This is a genomic window from Serratia sp. CY37869, assembly GCF_052168895.1.
In the GTDB taxonomy this organism is placed as follows: domain Bacteria; phylum Pseudomonadota; class Gammaproteobacteria; order Enterobacterales; family Enterobacteriaceae; genus Serratia; species Serratia ureilytica.
Genome location: NZ_JBJNLU010000006.1, coordinates 81,751 through 97,252, shown reverse-complemented (window position 1 = coordinate 97,252; position 15,502 = coordinate 81,751). Strand labels below are relative to the sequence as shown.

Below are 15,502 nucleotides of genomic sequence, written 5' to 3'. Positions count from 1 at the left end.
TGTTAGCTCCCTATTTCCAACCCGGCCTCTGCCATGCGTTCAACCACCCAGGCACGCGCCTCCCGCACCGCCTGCAGCGGGTCGGGCGCCTTCTCGCTCCACATTTCGAGCAGATAGGGGCCGCGATAGCCGCTCGCAAGCAGCGTTTCGAAGCAGCGAGTGAAATCGACCACGCCCTCGCCGAACGGCACGTTCTTAAACTCTCCCGGCCGCGTATCCTTAACGTGCACCGCTACGATATGCCCGCGTCCGGCTACGAGCTCCATCTGCACATCGTTGTCCCAGGCAGACAAATTGCCGATGTCCGGGTACAGCTGAAACCATGGGTTATTCAGGTAGTGGACATAACCCAGCGCCTTGCTGATCGAATTCATCAGCGCATAATCCATGATTTCCATCGCCAGCATGACCTGCGCGCGGCTGGCCATCTCCACCGCCTGCGCCAAGCCGGCGCGGAACCGGGCGCGGGTCTGCGCAGTAGCCTGTTGGTAATAAACGTCATATCCGGCCAGTTGGATCACCCGTATGCCGGTATCCTGCGCCAGCCGGATGGCCTTGCGCATGATCTCCAGCCCCCGCTCGCGCGTCCTGTCGTCTTCACTGCCCAACGGAAAACGCCGATGGGCGCTAAGGCACAAAGAAGGGACGCGCACACCGCTGGCCGCAACGGCGCCGATCAGCGCCAGTCGCTGCTCGCTGTTCCAATCCAGCCGCGCCAGACGGCCGTCGCTTTCATCGATCGACATTTCAACGAAATCGAATCCCAACTCCCCCGCCAGTTGCAAGCGCGTCAGCCAGTCCTCGCCCGGCGGCAACGCCTTCTCGTAGATGCCCAACGGTACGGATTTTTGCAACATAACCGCTCCTCAGCCCCACAGTTGGGCGATGACGCGTTTAAATTCCCGCGCCGCCGCGACCGGATCGGCGGCATCGCGAATGCTGCGCCCGGCGATAAAAACATGGATGGGAATGCCCCGGAACAGAGGCAAATCCGCCAATGACAATCCGCCGGTAACCGTCACCTTGAAACCCATCTCGCTCAGGCGATGAACCGCGCGGATATCGTCATCGCTCCAGGCGACGCCCGCCGCCTGCGCGTCACGGCTGCGGTGATACACCACCTGACCAATACCCGCCTCACGCCACGCCTGCGCCTGTTCCCAGGTCCAAAATCCCGTCAGTTCGATCTGCACGTCGCCACCGAACTCATGCGCCACCTGCAGCGCGCCCTTGGCCGTATTGATGTCAGCGCAGCAGATCACCGTGATCCAGTCGGCGTGCGCCTCGAAGCACATCCGCGCCAAAATTTGCCCCGCATCGGCGATTTTCGCGTCCGCCAACACGATGCGATCCGGATACAGCGCTTTCAGATCGCGCACGGCCCGTACGCCTTCCGCCACGCACAAAATAGTGCCGACCTCAATGATGTCGACTTCGGCCGCGATCAGGCGCGTCGTATTGTAAGCCGCGGCCATGGACAGGTTATCCAGCGCCACTTGCAGCATCGGTAAATGCGTTTTCATTGCATGTCTCCTTCAATTCGCCGCCGCCGCGGACGTTTTGTCGATTAACGCCAGTACCTCGCTCGCCCGGCGACAGGCCCGCAAGCGATCGAAGTTCGCCTCATCTTCGAACAGGTTAACCACTTGCATGATGCCCACCTCCTGATGCGTTTTGGCGTCCACCGCCGCCATGGTGATCAAGATATCTATCGGATCGTTGTCCTCATCGCCGAAGCACACCGGCGTTTTCAAGGTGACCAAGGCGAAGCCGGTTTTCAGCACCCCTTCCTCCGGCCGACCATGCGGCATCGCCAGGCCGGGCGCCAACACGAAGTAAGGGCCGTGCCGTTCGACGCCGGCCAGAATGGCGTCGAAATAGCGAGGCTCCACCACGCCGGCGGCCACCAGCAGATCGACCCCCAGCCGCACCGCCTGACGCCAGTCGGCAGCCTCCGCCTGCAGGTGAATAGCGTTGTTCTGCGCCAACGAATCGCTCAGCTTCATGACTCGCTCCTCACTGCTTCAAATCTTGCGGAAAATGCGCGCCGATGACTTCCATCAGCTTCGGACCGAAGTCGGCAGCCGAGAGCATATTGCGCACCCCAACTACGTATTTGTTGCCGCTGACGACGATCTCATCCGCGACATGGGTGGAAGCGATGATGATGTCAGCCCCGCTCAACTCGGATTTGTATTCCCCCACCGCACAGCTGTTGACCGAATGATCCACGCCTTGCTGCGTTAAAAATTGGTCGACTTTCATTTTCATGATCATGGAACTGCCTTGTCCGCAACCGCACACCGCCAGGATTCGTACCGTCATAATCTGCACTCCTATTAACGTGACGCTGGTTCAACCGATTGTTTTTCAGCATCTTCCTCCGCGCGCAGGGTGCGCCCGGCGAAGAACATGTACAGCAGCGCGATGGCGATCACCACGCCCATAAACCACAGGCCGAAGCTCAGCCCTTGCATCAGCGGCGGCGCCAGAATCGACCAGTCCGCCATTCCCATCCAGGCGCTCAGCCCGGTCAGCTTGATGGCCCACACGCAGCCCAAGATCTCTATCATCCCCATCACCAGGCAGATCTTCATCGCCGCGCGCCAGCCGCCAAAGTGGTTAGCGAACACGCCGATGGTGGCGTTAGAGAAGAACATGGGAATGAAACCGGGGATGATCATGATGGAAGCGCCGCACGCCAGGAGGATGCCGACGGCGATCAATTGGCCGATGGTGCCCCACATAAAGCCCCACACCACGGCGTTGGGCGCGAAGCTATAGATGGCGGCGCAGTCGATGGCCAGTACCGCACCGGGGATCAGGCGTTGGGAAATCCCATTGAAGGCCTCGGTCAATTCGGCGACGAACATGCGCACGCCCTGCACGATGATGAAAATCGCCACCGCGAACATCAGCCCGGTTTGCAGGATATAGATGCTCCAGTGGGTTTTACCGGCCATCGCCTGCAGGGTATCCAAGCCGAACGAGCAAAGAATGATGCCGAAGAACAGCGTCATCACGATGGCGGTGGAAACGATGTTGTCATGGAAAATATTCAGCCACCCAGGCAGCTTCAGATCTTCCACGCTGTCCTCTTTTTTACCGAGATACGGCGCTGCCTTATACGCCAGCCACGAAGCGAACTGCTGTTGGTGCCCAATGGAGAAACCGCTGTTTTCCGTCACCGCCTGCGTCGGTTTGAACATCATGTTGGACGTGATGCCCCAATACAGTGAAGCCAACAGCGCGCTGCACAATACCGTTGTCCACATGCCGTAGCCCAGAATGTAGAAAAATACCGCGATCAACCCCACCTGCTGAAACATGATATGACCGGTAAGCATGATGGTGCGGATGCCGGTAATGCGCCTCAACAGCACGTAGAGTATGTTCAGCGCCAGCGCCAGCAAGACCGCGTAGCCGACCCAGCTATAGGCCTCCCCCATCCGATCGATGGTGGCCATCATCGAGGCATAGGTATCTGAAATCGCCCCGTTGATGCCGTACACCTCGGACAGCTTCGCCACCACCGGTTTGAACGTGCCGGTCAGGATGCCGGAACCGGCTTGCAGCAACATGAAACCGATAATGGTTTTGATCGTGCCTTTGATAATGACCGCCGCGCTTTTGCGCAGCAACGTGTAACCCAGCAGCGTAACCAGCCCCAACAGCAGCGGCGCATTGGTCATCACCTGGTTAAAAAAGACGGTGAAGATGGTGTAAAGAGTTTCCATACGGCTCTCCCGAAAAGGTTGGCATGCAGGTAACGCCTTCACCATACCAATCACAAGAAATCACAAAAAGATCATAAATGATTATTTGTGAACAACCTCGCAAGTTAAAAATCAATTCCACTAACATTCAATGAATTAGACGGCTTACATTTTATTACCCATTGAATTTAATAGCAGTTAATCAAACAAAAAGGAGATAAAAGGACGGCGCACCACGTAAATCCGGCGGTGTTATCGTGTATTTCGATCGTTGTCAGTTGAAAAAAACGGTGCTAAATTCGATCAAAACAAATCACATAAAATCTTTAAATGATTATTTGTGATTGCATTATCACCGCCAACGAGGAACGACCCATGAGTAAAGTCAACGACATCACCCGCGAATCCTGGATATTGAACACCTTTCCCGAATGGGGCACCTGGCTGAACGAAGAGATAGAGCAGGAGAAAGTTGCGCCCGGCACCTTCGCCATGTGGTGGCTGGGCTGTACCGGTATCTGGCTCAAATCCGAAGAAAGCGCCAATCTGTGCGTCGACTTTTGGTGCGGTACCGGCAAGCAAAGCCACGGCAACCCACTGATGAAAACCGGCCACCAAATGCAGCGAATGGCGGGGGTGCGCAAGCTACAGCCTAACCTGCGCACTACCCCATTCGTACTGGATCCCTTCGCGATTACCCAGCTCGACGCCGTCTTGGCCACGCACGACCACAACGATCACATCGATGTGAACGTCGCCGCGGCGGTGTTGCAAAATTGCGCCGCCACCGTTCCGTTTATCGGGCCGCAAAGCTGCGTGGATATCTGGATTGGCTGGGGTGTGCCGCCTGAGCGCTGCATCACCGTCAAACCTGGCGACGTGATAAAAATCAAAGACATTGAAATTCATGCGCTGGACGCCTTCGATCGCACGGCGCTCATCACACTGCCGGTGGAACAAAAAGCGGCGGGCGTTCTGCCGGACGGCATGGACCTGCGGGCGGTCAACTACCTGTTCAAAACGCCGGGCGGCAACCTTTATCACAGCGGCGATTCCCACTACTCCAACTATTACGCCAAGCACGGCAACGATCATCAGATCGATGTCGCCCTCGGTTCCTACGGCGAGAACCCGCGCGGCATTACCGACAAGATGACCAGCGCCGACATCTTGCGCATGGCGGAATCGCTGAACGCCAAGGTCGTGATCCCCTTCCACCATGACATATGGTCGAATTTCCAGGCGGATCCGCAGGAAATTCGCGTGCTGTGGGAAATGAAGAAAGACCGGCTCAAATACGGTTTTAAACCGTTTATCTGGCAGGTTGGCGGCAAGTTCATCTGGCCGCAGGATAAAGACAATCTGGAGTACCACTACCCGCGCGGTTTCGATGATTGCTTCACCCTCGAACCCGATCTGCCCTTCAAGTCTTTCTTGTAATCAACCGGTGTTGCATACGGATGCGCGCTTTTGAACGGGAATGATTCAAATCGTCAAACGGCGCGCATATAATCATAGGCAACGACGTTTTCTCTCTCCGACGGAGCCCGCATGACAGAGTCCCAACGCCACAACGCCATTCTCGATCTCTTGCAGCGCAAGGGGCAAATCTCCGTGGCGGACGTCATCGCGGCGTTTGACATCTCTCCGGCTACCGCGCGCCGGGACATCAACAAACTGAATGAAATCGGCAAATTGCGCAAAGTGCGCAACGGCGCCGAAGCCACACAAACTCCGCGCCCGGCCTGGACGCCACTCAATATCCACCAAACCCAGCACCTGGACGAAAAAATGCGTATTGCGGCGGCCGCGGCACAGCTCTGTCAGCCGGGTGAAAGCGTGGTGATCAATTGCGGCTCCACCGCATTTCTGTTGGGCCGTGAAATTTGCGGCAAGCCGGTTCAGGTGATCACCAATTATCTGCCGCTGGCCAATTACCTGATTGAGCAGGAACATGACAGCGTGGTGATCATGGGAGGCCAGTACAACAAAACCCAGTCGATTACTCTGGCGCCCCAGGACGGCGACGCCACCCTGTACGCCGGGCACTGGATGTTCACCAGCGGTATCGGCCTCACCGCTGACGGCCTGTATAAAACCGATATGCTGACCGCGATGGCGGAACAGAAGATGCTCAACTACGTCGGTAAACTGGTGGTGCTGGTTGACAGCAGCAAAGTCGGCCAACGCGCCGGCATGCTGTTCAGCCGTACCGAGCAAATCGCCATGGTGATCACCGGCCGCGCCGCCGATTCGGTGATCGTTGAGCAACTGCGTCAACAAGGGGTAGAAGTGCTGCTGGTGTGAGAAAACCACAAGCTTGCTCTGGTCTTAAACGCCGCAGAGTTGGTTACAATAGCGGCGTCCCCCAATAATGAGGCAGTCAGCAGTATGGAACAGTTCGAAGCGATCAACGTTGAACAGGCTTACAGCCTCTGGAAAGAGGGCAGCGCCGCCCTGGTCGACATCCGCGATCCGCAAAGTTTTGAAGCCGGGCATACGCCGGGCGCCTTTCACCTCACCAACGCCACCCTGTCGGCCTTTATGCAACAAAACGACTTCGAGCGGCCGGTGATGGTGATGTGCTACCACGGCAACAGCAGCCGCAGCGCGGCGCAATACCTGCTGCACCAGGGGTTCGACGCGGTCTACAGCATCGACGGCGGTTTCGAGGCCTGGGCCCGTCAGTATCCGCAAGACGTGGAAACCTCAGCCTGATCCCCGCCGCCCGTCGCGCATCGGCGGGCTTTCCCTTCGATTTTATGCGCGTTTTCGCGGGTTTTTCGCAGATCCGTTTGCCAGCGCTCAGGATTTCGACGTTATAATCGGCCGTCAGGGTCGCCGGCGAGCAAGCCGCGGCCAAAATCATTCACTTACGACGGAAGAGCAATGGTTAGAGTAATCGCCGTATCCAACCCGCGCCTGGCGCTGGCCTTTGTCGACTATATGGCGACCCAGGGCATCCGGCTTGAGCTGCGCAACAGCGGCGAAGCGGCGGAAATCTGGCTGGCCGACGACGGCCACCTCGAGCAGGTGCAACACGAGCTGCAGCAGTTTCTGGTCGATCCGCTCAACCGCCGTTATCAGGCCGCCAGCTGGCAGACCGGCCATACCGACGCCGGCCTGCACTATCAGAGCGAATCCTACCTGCACACCCTGCGCAGCAAGGCCGGGCCGCTGACGCTCGGCGTGATGGTGCTGTGCATCGCGGTCTATATTCTGATGCAGGCGCTGGGCGACGATACCGTGATGTACTGGCTCTCCTGGCCGCAGGACAGCAGCCAATACACGCAGCTGTGGCGCTGGATCAGCCATGCGTTCCTGCATTTCTCTCTGCTGCATATCCTGTTTAACCTGATGTGGTGGTGGTATCTCGGCGGCCAGATGGAAAAACGCCTCGGCGCCGGCAAGCTGTTCGTGCTGGCGGTGGTGTCGGCGTTCTTCAGCGGCTGGGCGCAATCGCTGTTCAGCGGCGCGCTGTTCGGCGGGCTGTCAGGCGTGGTCTATGCGCTGATGGGCTATGTCTGGCTGTCGGGCGAACGGGCGCCGGAGCGCGGCCTGATGCTGCCGCGCGGCCTGATGGTGTTCTCGGTGCTGTGGCTGGTGGCCGGATATTTCGATATTTTAGGAATGTCGATCGCCAACGCGGCACACGTAGCCGGTTTAGTGTTAGGGTTATTGATGGCATTTTGGGATACGCGTCATCGCGCACACAACGAACAATAACAGCCGGGAGCTATGCCCAGCGGGCATAGCGGGCGTTTTAGGGGATTATCGTGAAGCAAACACAGCGTCATGACGCAATTATCGAGCTGGTGCGCCTGCAGGGTTACGTCAGCACGGAAGAGCTGGTCGAGCATTTTGACGTCAGCCCGCAAACGATTCGCCGCGATTTGAATGACCTGGCCGACCAGAACAAGATCCAGCGTCACCACGGCGGCGCGGCGCTGCCTTCCAGCTCGGTCAACGCTGCCTATAACGATCGCAAGGTGATGTGGTCGGAAGAGAAAGCCCGCATCGCCCAGCGCGTCGCCAGCCAGATCCCGGACGGCGCCACGCTGTTCATCGATATCGGCACCACGCCGGAGGCGGTGGCCCATGCGCTGATGAACCACAAGAACCTGCGCGTGGTCACCAACAACCTTAACGTCGCCACCCTGCTGACCGCCAAGGAAGACTTCCGCCTGATCCTGGCCGGCGGCGAAGTGCGCACCCGCGACGGCGGCATCATGGGCGAAGCCACCCTGGACTTCATCTCCCAATTCCGTCTCGATTACGGCATTCTCGGCATCAGCGGCATCGATATGGACGGCTCACTGCTCGAATTCGACTATCACGAAGTGCGCACCAAACGCGCGATTATCGAAAATTCCCGCTGCGTGATGCTGGTGACCGACCACTCCAAATTCGGCCGCAACGCCATGGTCAACCTGGGCAACATGAACCTGATCGACTACCTGTTTACCGACCAGCTGCCGCCGCCGAGCGTGATGAAAATCATCGAACAGTACGACGTGCAGCTGGAGCTGTGCTGATTCGGCCTTAACCTGCGGGGCGCGCCGCCGCCCCGTTTCATCCCTTTAACCCCCTCACCGACAGCCGTTTGCGCGCCCGCGCCATATCCATGCTACTTGTGTGACTATCATCACCAAACTGTTACCTCTATCACGCCTAAATGTTTTTGTTTGGTTAAGTCTTGGCTTGCTTGTTGGTTTTTGATTACAATCATGAGCGAAAACGAACATGAAAGAGCTATTTCGAACATCTGGAGGAAGATGACGTGGAAACCAAAGACTTGATCGTTATCGGTGGCGGCATCAACGGTGCCGGCATCGCGGCGGATGCTGCCGGGCGCGGGCTGTCGGTACTGCTACTGGAAGCGCAAGACTTGGCCTGTGCTACGTCTTCCGCCAGTTCCAAACTGATCCACGGTGGCCTGCGCTACCTGGAACACTACGAATTCCGTCTGGTGAGCGAAGCGCTGGCCGAACGTGAAGTGCTGCTGAAACTGGCGCCGCACATCGCGTTCCCGATGCGTTTCCGCCTGCCGCACCAGCCGCATCTGCGTCCGGCCTGGATGATCCGTATCGGCCTGTTCCTGTACGATCACCTGGGCAAACGCACCAGCCTGCCGGGCAGCAAGGGGTTGCGCTTTGGACCAGAATCGGTGCTGAAGCCTGAACTGAAGCGCGGTTTCGAATATTCCGACTGCTGGGTCGACGATGCTCGCCTGGTGGTGCTGAACGCGCAGGAAGTGGAAAAACGCGGCGGCGAAGTGCGCACCCGCACCAAAGTGACCCGCGCATGGCGCGAAAACGGCCTGTGGATGGTGGAAGCGGTCGATATCGACAGCGGCAAAACCTTCACCTGGCGCGCCAAAGGCCTGGTGAACGCCACCGGCCCGTGGGTGAAAAACTTCTTCGACGACGGCCTGAAGCTGAAATCGCCTTACGGCATCCGTCTGATCAAAGGCAGCCACATCGTGGTGCCGCGCGTGCACGATCAGCCGCAGTCTTACATTCTGCAGAACGAAGACCACCGCATCGTGTTCGTGATCCCGTGGAATGACGAGTTCTCCATCATCGGCACCACCGACGTGGAGTACAAAGGCGATCCGAAAGACGTGAAGATCGACGAGAACGAAATCGCTTATCTGCTGAAAGTGTACAACGATCACTTCAAGAAGCAGCTGGGCCGCGACGACATCGTCTGGACTTACTCCGGCGTGCGTCCGCTGTGCGACGACGAATCCGATTCACCGCAGGCGATCACCCGCGATTACACGCTGGACGTGCACGACGAGCAAGGCAAGGCGCCGCTGCTGTCGGTCTTCGGCGGCAAGCTGACCACCTACCGCAAGCTGGCCGAACATGCGATGGAAAAACTGGCCCACTACTACCCAGGCTGCGGCCCGGCGTGGACCAAAAACGCCACGCTGCCGGGCGGTGACATCGACGGCGACCGCGACGGTTACGCGGCCAAACTGCGCCGTGCGCACGGCTGGCTGCCGGAAGCCCTGGCGCGCCGCTATGCCCGCACCTACGGCAGCCAGAGCGAGCTGATCCTGGCCGGCGCCAACGGCCTCGCCGATCTGGGCGAAGATTTCGGCCACGGTCTGTATGAAGCCGAACTGCGCTATCTGACCGAGAAAGAGTGGGTCGTGGAGCTGGACGACGCTATCTGGCGCCGCACCAAGCTGGGCATGTGGCTGGACGAAGCGCAGCAGGCGCGCGTGAAAGCCTGGCTGGCGGAACACGCGAAAACGAAAGCGCTGTCGCTGGCTTCCTGAGCCGCAGCGTAACGAAAAAGGGCCGGTTATCCGGCCCTTTGCTTTTTTCCTGCCCCGCTTTACAGCTTCACCGGCTTAATGTGCCAAATTTCATCCGCATATTCCTGAATGGTGCGATCGGATGAGAAGTAACCCATATTGGCGATATTCAGCACCGCGCGCCGCGTCCACTCGTCCTGATTGAGATACACCTCGTCCACCTTGTCCTGCGTGTCCACATAGCTGCGGTAATCCGCCAACAGCTGATAGTGGTCGCCGAGGTTCACCAGCGAGTCGAACAAATTGCCATAGCGCTTCGGCTCCTCAGGGCTGAACATGCCGGTGGCGATCTGCGTCAGCGCCTGATGCAGCTCTGGGTCTTGCTCGTAGTACTGGCGCGGGTTGTAACCGTTGCGGCGCAGTTCCTCGACCTGCTCGGCGGTATTGCCGAAGATAAAGATGTTCTCCTCCCCCACGTGCTCGCGCATCTCGACGTTGGCGCCGTCCAGCGTGCCGATGGTCAGCGCGCCGTTCAACGCGAACTTCATATTGCTGGTGCCCGAGGCTTCGGTGCCCGCCAGCGAGATCTGTTCCGACAGATCCGCCGCCGGGATGATGATCTGCGCCAGGCTGACGCCGTAGTTCGGAATGAACACCACCTTCAACTGGGTATGCACGCGCGGATCGTTGTTGATCACTTTGGCCACGTCGTTGATCAGGCGGATGATCTGCTTGGCGGCATAGTAGGCCGAGGCCGCCTTGCCGGCAAAGATCACCACCCGCGGCACGCGCTCGATATCAGGGTCGGCCAGCAAACGGTTATACAGCGTGATGACGTGCAACACGTTGAGCAACTGCCGTTTATACTCGTGGATGCGTTTGATCTGCACGTCGAACAGCGCATCCGGGTTAACCACCACGTTGAGCGTTTTGGCGATGTACAGCGCCAGCCGCTCCTTGTTCTGCCGCTTGGCGCGCTGCACCGCCTGCAGGAAGCTCGGGTAATCGATGTTGGCCTTGATCTCGCTCAGCTGGCTGAGATCGGTGCGCCAGGTTTGGCCGATGCAGTCGTCCAGCACCGCCGCCAACGGCGGGTTGGCCAGCGCCAGCCAACGACGCGGCGTCACCCCGTTGGTTTTGTTGCAGAAACGAGTCGGGAACAGCCGGGCGAAGTCGGCGAACAGCGACTGCACCATCAGTTCGGAATGCAGAGCGGAAACGCCGTTGACCTTGTGGCTGGCCACCACCGCCAGCCACGCCATGCGCACCCGACGGCCGTTGGTTTCGTCGATGATCGAGACCCGCGCCAGCAGATCGTTGTCGCCCGGCGCCACCTCCTGCACCATTTTGAGGAAGTGATCGTTGATCTCGAAAATCAGCTGCAGATGGCGCGGCAGGATGCGGCCGAGCATGTCCACCGGCCAGGTCTCCAGCGCCTCGCTCATCAGCGTGTGGTTAGTGTAGGAGAATACCTGCTCCACCACTTCCCAGGCGTCGAGCCACTTGAACTTGTGCTCGTCGATCAGCCGGTGCATCAGCTCCGGAATCGACAACACCGGGTGAGTGTCGTTGAGGTGAATGGCGATCTTGTCCGCCAGGTTGTCGAAGGTTTTGTGCATCAGCCAATGGCGATTGAGAATATCCTGTACCGTGGCCGACACCAGGAAATACTCTTGTCGCAAGCGCAATTCACGCCCGGAGGAGGTCGAATCGTCCGGATAGAGCACGCGCGACACGTTCTCCGAATGGTTTTTATCTTCCACCGCCGCGAAGTAATCGCCCTGATTGAACTTGCCGAGGTTGATCTCGTTACTGGCCTGCGCGCCCCACAACCGCAGCGTGTTGGTGGCGTCGGTGTCGAAACCGGGGATCACCTGATCGTAGGCGATGGCCACGATTTCTTCGGTCTCCAGCCAGCGGGCCTTGGCCCCCTCCTGCTGCACGCGGCCGCCGAAGCGCACCTTGTAGCGGGTGTTATGGCGCGGAAACTCCCACGGATTGCCGTACTCCAGCCAGTAGTCCGGCGATTCCATCTGTTGGCCGTTGACGATGTTCTGCTTGAACATGCCGTACTCATAGCGAATGCCATAGCCGCGCCCCGGCAGCGCCAGCGTCGCCAGCGAGTCGAGGAAGCAGGCCGCCAGCCGGCCCAGACCGCCGTTGCCGAGCCCGGGGTCGTTCTCTTCCTCCAGCAGCTCCGCCAGGTTCAGCCCCATCTCGTTCAACGCGTTGTCGATGTCCTGATAAATGCCCATCGACAGCAGCGCGTTCGACAACGTGCGGCCGATCAGAAACTCCATCGACAGGTAATACACCTGCCGCACGTCTTGAGACAGCTGGGCGCGGTTGGAGCGCAGCCAGCGCTCAACCATGCGATCGCGCACCGCGAACAGGACGGCGTTGAGCCAGTCGTGGCGGTTGGCGATCGCCGGATCCTTGCCGACGATAAACATCAGCTTATAGGCAATGGAATGTTTCAGCGCTTCCACACTGACCGTAGGTGAGGTGTAACTAAACGGTGAAGTCATGGCTTTTAATCCCTAATGGGGAGCCCAGCCATCCGCCGCGGAATAGCTGGCCCCGCTGAACATGGGCGCGGTACGCTGCGCCCCGACAATCTACCCTTACGGTTGCCCGCCGCGCGTCAACCCGCGACGCGAATCGCGGACTACAAGCGTTGATAAAGCGATAAATACTCTTTCGCCGCCACCGGCCAGCCGAAGTCCACGCTCATGGCGTGGCGCTGAACGTGGCGCCAGTGTTTCGGCCGGCTCCACAGCACCATGGCGCGGCGGATGGCGTTGCCCAGCGCGACAGCGTCGCAATCGTCGAACACGAATCCGCTGGCGGTGCCGTCGGCCAGGTTCTCCAGCGCGCAGTCCACGACCGTGTCCGCCAGTCCGCCGGTGCGGCGCACCAGCGGCAGAGTGCCGTATTTCAGGCCGTAGAGCTGCGTCAGGCCGCAGGGCTCGAAGCGGCTCGGCACCAGAATAACGTCGGCGCCGCCGATGATGCGGTGGGAGAAGGATTCGTGATAACCGATCTGCACGCCGACCTGCTCAGGGTAGTCGGCGGCGGCGGCCAGAAACGCCTGCTGCAGCACCGCGTCGCCGGCGCCCAGCAGCGCCAACTGCCCTCCCTGCGCCAGCAATTCGGGCAACGCCTGCAGCACCAGATCGAGGCCTTTCTGGCTGGTCAATCGGCTCACCACCGCGAACACCGGCAGCGATTCGTCCACCTTCAGCCCCATGGCCTTTTGCAGATGCAGCTTGTTTTTGACCTTGCTTTTCAGATCGTCGGCGTCGTAGCGGGCGCTCAGCCGCGGGTCGTGGGCCGGATCCCAAATCTTGTCGTCCACGCCGTTGAGGATGCCGCTCAACCTGCCTTGCCGCTGCCGCTCCTGCAGCAGCCCCTCCATGCCGTAGCCAAACTCCGGCCGGGTGATCTCGCGCGCATAGGTCGGACTGACGGCGGTCACGTGGTCGGCATAAAACAGCCCGGCCTTGAGGAACGACATCTGGCCGTAGAACTCCAGGCCATAAACATCGTAAAACGACGCCGGCAACCACAGCTCGGTCACGTGATGGGCGGAGAACAGGCCCTGATAGGCCAGGTTGTGCACGGTGAACACCGAACGCGCCGGGTGGCCGTTGGCGGCCAGATAGGCGCAGCTCAGGCCGGCATGCCAGTCGTGGGCGTGCACCAGCTGCGGGCGCCAGTAGCGATCCAGCCCCTTGGCCAACTCGCAGGCCATCCAGCCCAGCAGCGCAAAACGCCGGTGGTTGTCGGGGTAAGCGTACATGGACTGATCGTGGTACGGACTGCCCGGCCGGTCATACAGCCAGGGCGCATCGATCAGGTAAATGCCCACGCCATGGTAGGTGCCGTAACGCAGGCCGACACGGCCGGCGAACGAGTCTATCTCCGCCACCAGCACGGTGTCGGGTATGCCGTTGCGTACGTCAGGGAAAGCGGGCAATAGCACCCGAACATCGGCGCCTTCGGCGATTTGCGCCGCCGGCAGCGCGCCAACCACGTCTGCGAGTCCGCCCGTTTTCAGTAGGGGGAACATTTCAGAACATACGTGTAAGACCTGCATTATCACTCCTGAAAGTCGGCCGAAGGCCTCTGGATAAGAAATAAAGCAGGCTTGCCGCTGTTATGTGTGCCGCGTTGCGCAAGCCATCGAACCGTTCATCGGGCGGCAGGCTATCATTCTGCCCCCCACGTTAACTCACAATTTTGACAACATTTCGCGCGTCACCAGCACGATGCCGCCTTCCGAGCGATAGAAACGCTTGCTGTCCTCATCGGCGTTTTCCCCGATCACCATGCCCTCCGGAATATGGCAGGCGCGGTCGATGATGCAGCGCCGCAGGCGGCAGGAACGGCCGACGTTCACGTCCGGCAACAATACGGTAGAGTCGATGGTGCAAAACGAGTTCACTCGCACGCGCGGGAACAGCACCGAATGCACCACCACCGAGCCCGAGACGATGCAACCGCCGGACACCAGCGAATTCATGGTCATGCCATGGCTACCGGAGCGATCCTGCACGAACTTGGCCGGCGGCAGCGGTTCCATGTGGGTGCGGATCGGCCAGGCGCGGTCGTACATGTCCAGCTCCGGCGTCACCGACGCCAGATCGAGATTGGCGCGCCAGTAAGCGTCCAGCGTGCCCACGTCGCGCCAGTAAGGCGGCAAGTCGGGGTTGGACGTCACGCAGGACAAGGTAAACGGATGCGCCCACGCCGCCTGCTGCGCGGTGATTTTCGGGATCAGATCCTTGCCGAAATCGTGGCTGGAGCCGGGGGTCGACATATCCTCTTCCAGCAGTTGGAACAGGTAGGCGGCATTAAAAATATAGATGCCCATGCTGGCCAGCGACATATCCGGGTTGCCCGGCATCGCCGGCGGATCGGCGGGCTTTTCCAGAAACTCGATGATGCGGTCGCTTTCATCCACCTTCATCACGCCGAATTCGCCGGCTTCGCTGCGCGGCACCGGCAGGCAAGCCACGGTGCACTGAGCGCCCTTCTCGACGTGGTCGATCAGCATGCGCGAATAATCCATCTTGTAGATGTGATCGCCCGCCAGGATCACCACGTATTCGGCCTCGTAGCGACGGATGATATCCAGGTTCTGGTACACCGCGTCGGCGGTGCCCTTGTACCAATGCTCGGTGCTGAGGCGCTGCTGGGCCGGCAGCAGATCGACGAACTCATTCATCTCCTCGTTGAGGAACGACCAGCCGCGCTGAATGTGCTGCACCAGCGTGTGCGACTGGTATTGGGTGATCACGCCGATGCGGCGGATGCCGGAGTTCAGGCAGTTCGACAAGGCGAAGTCGATGATGCGGAATTTGCCGCCAAAGTGGACGGCGGGCTTGGCGCGGGTGGAGGTCAAATCTTTCAGACGTGAACCGCGGCCGCCGGCCAGGATCAGCGCTACGGATTTAATCGGCAGCTGGCGCGCCAACATCAGGGGGTCTTTATTTTCAAACCTAACCATAGCGGA

Annotated in this window: 14 protein-coding genes; 6 read left to right on the top strand and 8 right to left on the bottom strand. The window is 59.5% G+C overall.

Annotated features, from left to right (window positions below; genetic code table 11):
* Positions 1-2: 2 nt before the first annotated feature.
* From ACJ8J1_RS23280 to ulaA, 5 genes are read right to left on the bottom strand one after another with little or no spacing between them, the layout of a single operon-like run.
* On the bottom strand, positions 3-857 hold the full coding sequence (locus ACJ8J1_RS23280) for an L-ribulose-5-phosphate 3-epimerase (protein WP_033645298.1): 855 nt from the start codon (positions 855-857) through the stop codon (positions 3-5).
* A 9-nt stretch (positions 858-866) separates the two neighbouring features.
* The gene (locus ACJ8J1_RS23275) at positions 867-1,523 is read right to left on the bottom strand and encodes a 3-keto-L-gulonate-6-phosphate decarboxylase UlaD (RefSeq protein ID WP_033645299.1); all 657 of its coding nucleotides are present in this window, start codon (positions 1,521-1,523) and stop codon (positions 867-869) included.
* 12 nt (positions 1,524-1,535) lie between these two features.
* Positions 1,536-2,006 carry a PTS ascorbate transporter subunit IIA gene (gene ulaC / locus ACJ8J1_RS23270; protein ID WP_033645300.1) on the bottom strand — a complete coding sequence of 157 codons (471 nt, stop codon included), beginning with the start codon at positions 2,004-2,006 and terminating at the stop codon, positions 1,536-1,538.
* Between the two features lie 10 nt (positions 2,007-2,016).
* Positions 2,017-2,325 (bottom strand): PTS ascorbate transporter subunit IIB, encoded by a 309-nt coding sequence (gene ulaB, locus ACJ8J1_RS23265; protein WP_033645301.1) that lies wholly within the window; start codon positions 2,323-2,325, stop codon positions 2,017-2,019.
* Between the two features lie 14 nt (positions 2,326-2,339).
* Positions 2,340-3,737: a PTS ascorbate transporter subunit IIC gene (gene ulaA / locus ACJ8J1_RS23260; RefSeq protein WP_033645302.1), complete on the bottom strand. Its 1,398-nt coding sequence runs from the start codon at positions 3,735-3,737 to the stop codon at positions 2,340-2,342.
* A 354-nt stretch (positions 3,738-4,091) separates the two neighbouring features.
* On the opposite strand from ulaA, the gene ulaG reads away from it, so the two are divergent.
* From ulaG to glpD, 6 genes are all read left to right on the top strand, one after another.
* On the top strand, positions 4,092-5,156 hold the full coding sequence (gene ulaG / locus ACJ8J1_RS23255; RefSeq protein ID WP_033645303.1) for an L-ascorbate 6-phosphate lactonase: 1,065 nt from the start codon (positions 4,092-4,094) through the stop codon (positions 5,154-5,156).
* Between the two features lie 111 nt (positions 5,157-5,267).
* Entirely contained in the window at positions 5,268-6,023 is a 756-nt protein-coding gene (ulaR, locus tag ACJ8J1_RS23250; protein ID WP_033645304.1) for an HTH-type transcriptional regulator UlaR, read from the top strand.
* Positions 6,024-6,107: 84 nt separating this feature from the next.
* Complete coding sequence (gene glpE, locus ACJ8J1_RS23245) at positions 6,108-6,434, top strand: thiosulfate sulfurtransferase GlpE (RefSeq protein ID WP_033645305.1); 327 nt, start codon at positions 6,108-6,110, stop codon at positions 6,432-6,434.
* Between the two features lie 171 nt (positions 6,435-6,605).
* Entirely contained in the window at positions 6,606-7,442 is an 837-nt protein-coding gene (gene glpG, locus ACJ8J1_RS23240; RefSeq protein ID WP_033645306.1) for a rhomboid family intramembrane serine protease GlpG, read from the top strand.
* A 50-nt stretch (positions 7,443-7,492) separates the two neighbouring features.
* Positions 7,493-8,251, top strand: a complete 759-nt coding sequence (locus tag ACJ8J1_RS23235) for a DeoR/GlpR family transcriptional regulator (RefSeq protein WP_004930797.1) — start codon at positions 7,493-7,495, stop codon at positions 8,249-8,251.
* A gap of 245 nt (positions 8,252-8,496) precedes the next feature.
* Positions 8,497-10,005: a glycerol-3-phosphate dehydrogenase gene (gene glpD, locus ACJ8J1_RS23230; RefSeq protein WP_004930801.1), complete on the top strand. Its 1,509-nt coding sequence runs from the start codon at positions 8,497-8,499 to the stop codon at positions 10,003-10,005.
* Between the two features lie 59 nt (positions 10,006-10,064).
* On the opposite strand, the gene glgP is transcribed toward glpD, so the two are convergent.
* The 3 genes from glgP to glgC form a co-directional block, all read right to left on the bottom strand.
* Positions 10,065-12,512, bottom strand: a complete 2,448-nt coding sequence (gene glgP, locus ACJ8J1_RS23225; protein ID WP_033645307.1) for a glycogen phosphorylase — start codon at positions 12,510-12,512, stop codon at positions 10,065-10,067.
* Between the two features lie 140 nt (positions 12,513-12,652).
* The gene (gene glgA, locus ACJ8J1_RS23220) at positions 12,653-14,083 is read right to left on the bottom strand and encodes a glycogen synthase GlgA (RefSeq protein ID WP_033645308.1); all 1,431 of its coding nucleotides are present in this window, start codon (positions 14,081-14,083) and stop codon (positions 12,653-12,655) included.
* Positions 14,084-14,218: 135 nt separating this feature from the next.
* A complete protein-coding gene (glgC, locus tag ACJ8J1_RS23215) occupies positions 14,219-15,496 on the bottom strand; it encodes a glucose-1-phosphate adenylyltransferase (protein WP_004930810.1) in 1,278 nt (425 codons plus the stop codon).
* Positions 15,497-15,502: the final 6 nt, after the last annotated feature.

Coding starts and splice junctions, on each gene's coding strand:
- ulaG (WP_033645303.1), top strand. CDS start 4,092: ATGAGTAAAGTCAACGACATCACCCGCGAATCCTGGATATTGAACACC.
- ACJ8J1_RS23280 (WP_033645298.1), bottom strand. CDS start 857: ATGTTGCAAAAATCCGTACCGTTGGGCATCTACGAGAAGGCGTTGCCG.
- ulaC (WP_033645300.1), bottom strand. CDS start 2,006: ATGAAGCTGAGCGATTCGTTGGCGCAGAACAACGCTATTCACCTGCAG.
- ACJ8J1_RS23275 (WP_033645299.1), bottom strand. CDS start 1,523: ATGAAAACGCATTTACCGATGCTGCAAGTGGCGCTGGATAACCTGTCC.
- glgA (WP_033645308.1), bottom strand. CDS start 14,083: ATGCAGGTCTTACACGTATGTTCTGAAATGTTCCCCCTACTGAAAACG.
- glpG (WP_033645306.1), top strand. CDS start 6,606: ATGGTTAGAGTAATCGCCGTATCCAACCCGCGCCTGGCGCTGGCCTTT.
- glgC (WP_004930810.1), bottom strand. CDS start 15,496: ATGGTTAGGTTTGAAAATAAAGACCCCCTGATGTTGGCGCGCCAGCTG.
- glgP (WP_033645307.1), bottom strand. CDS start 12,512: ATGACTTCACCGTTTAGTTACACCTCACCTACGGTCAGTGTGGAAGCG.
- ulaA (WP_033645302.1), bottom strand. CDS start 3,737: ATGGAAACTCTTTACACCATCTTCACCGTCTTTTTTAACCAGGTGATG.
- ulaR (WP_033645304.1), top strand. CDS start 5,268: ATGACAGAGTCCCAACGCCACAACGCCATTCTCGATCTCTTGCAGCGC.
- ulaB (WP_033645301.1), bottom strand. CDS start 2,325: ATGACGGTACGAATCCTGGCGGTGTGCGGTTGCGGACAAGGCAGTTCC.
- glpE (WP_033645305.1), top strand. CDS start 6,108: ATGGAACAGTTCGAAGCGATCAACGTTGAACAGGCTTACAGCCTCTGG.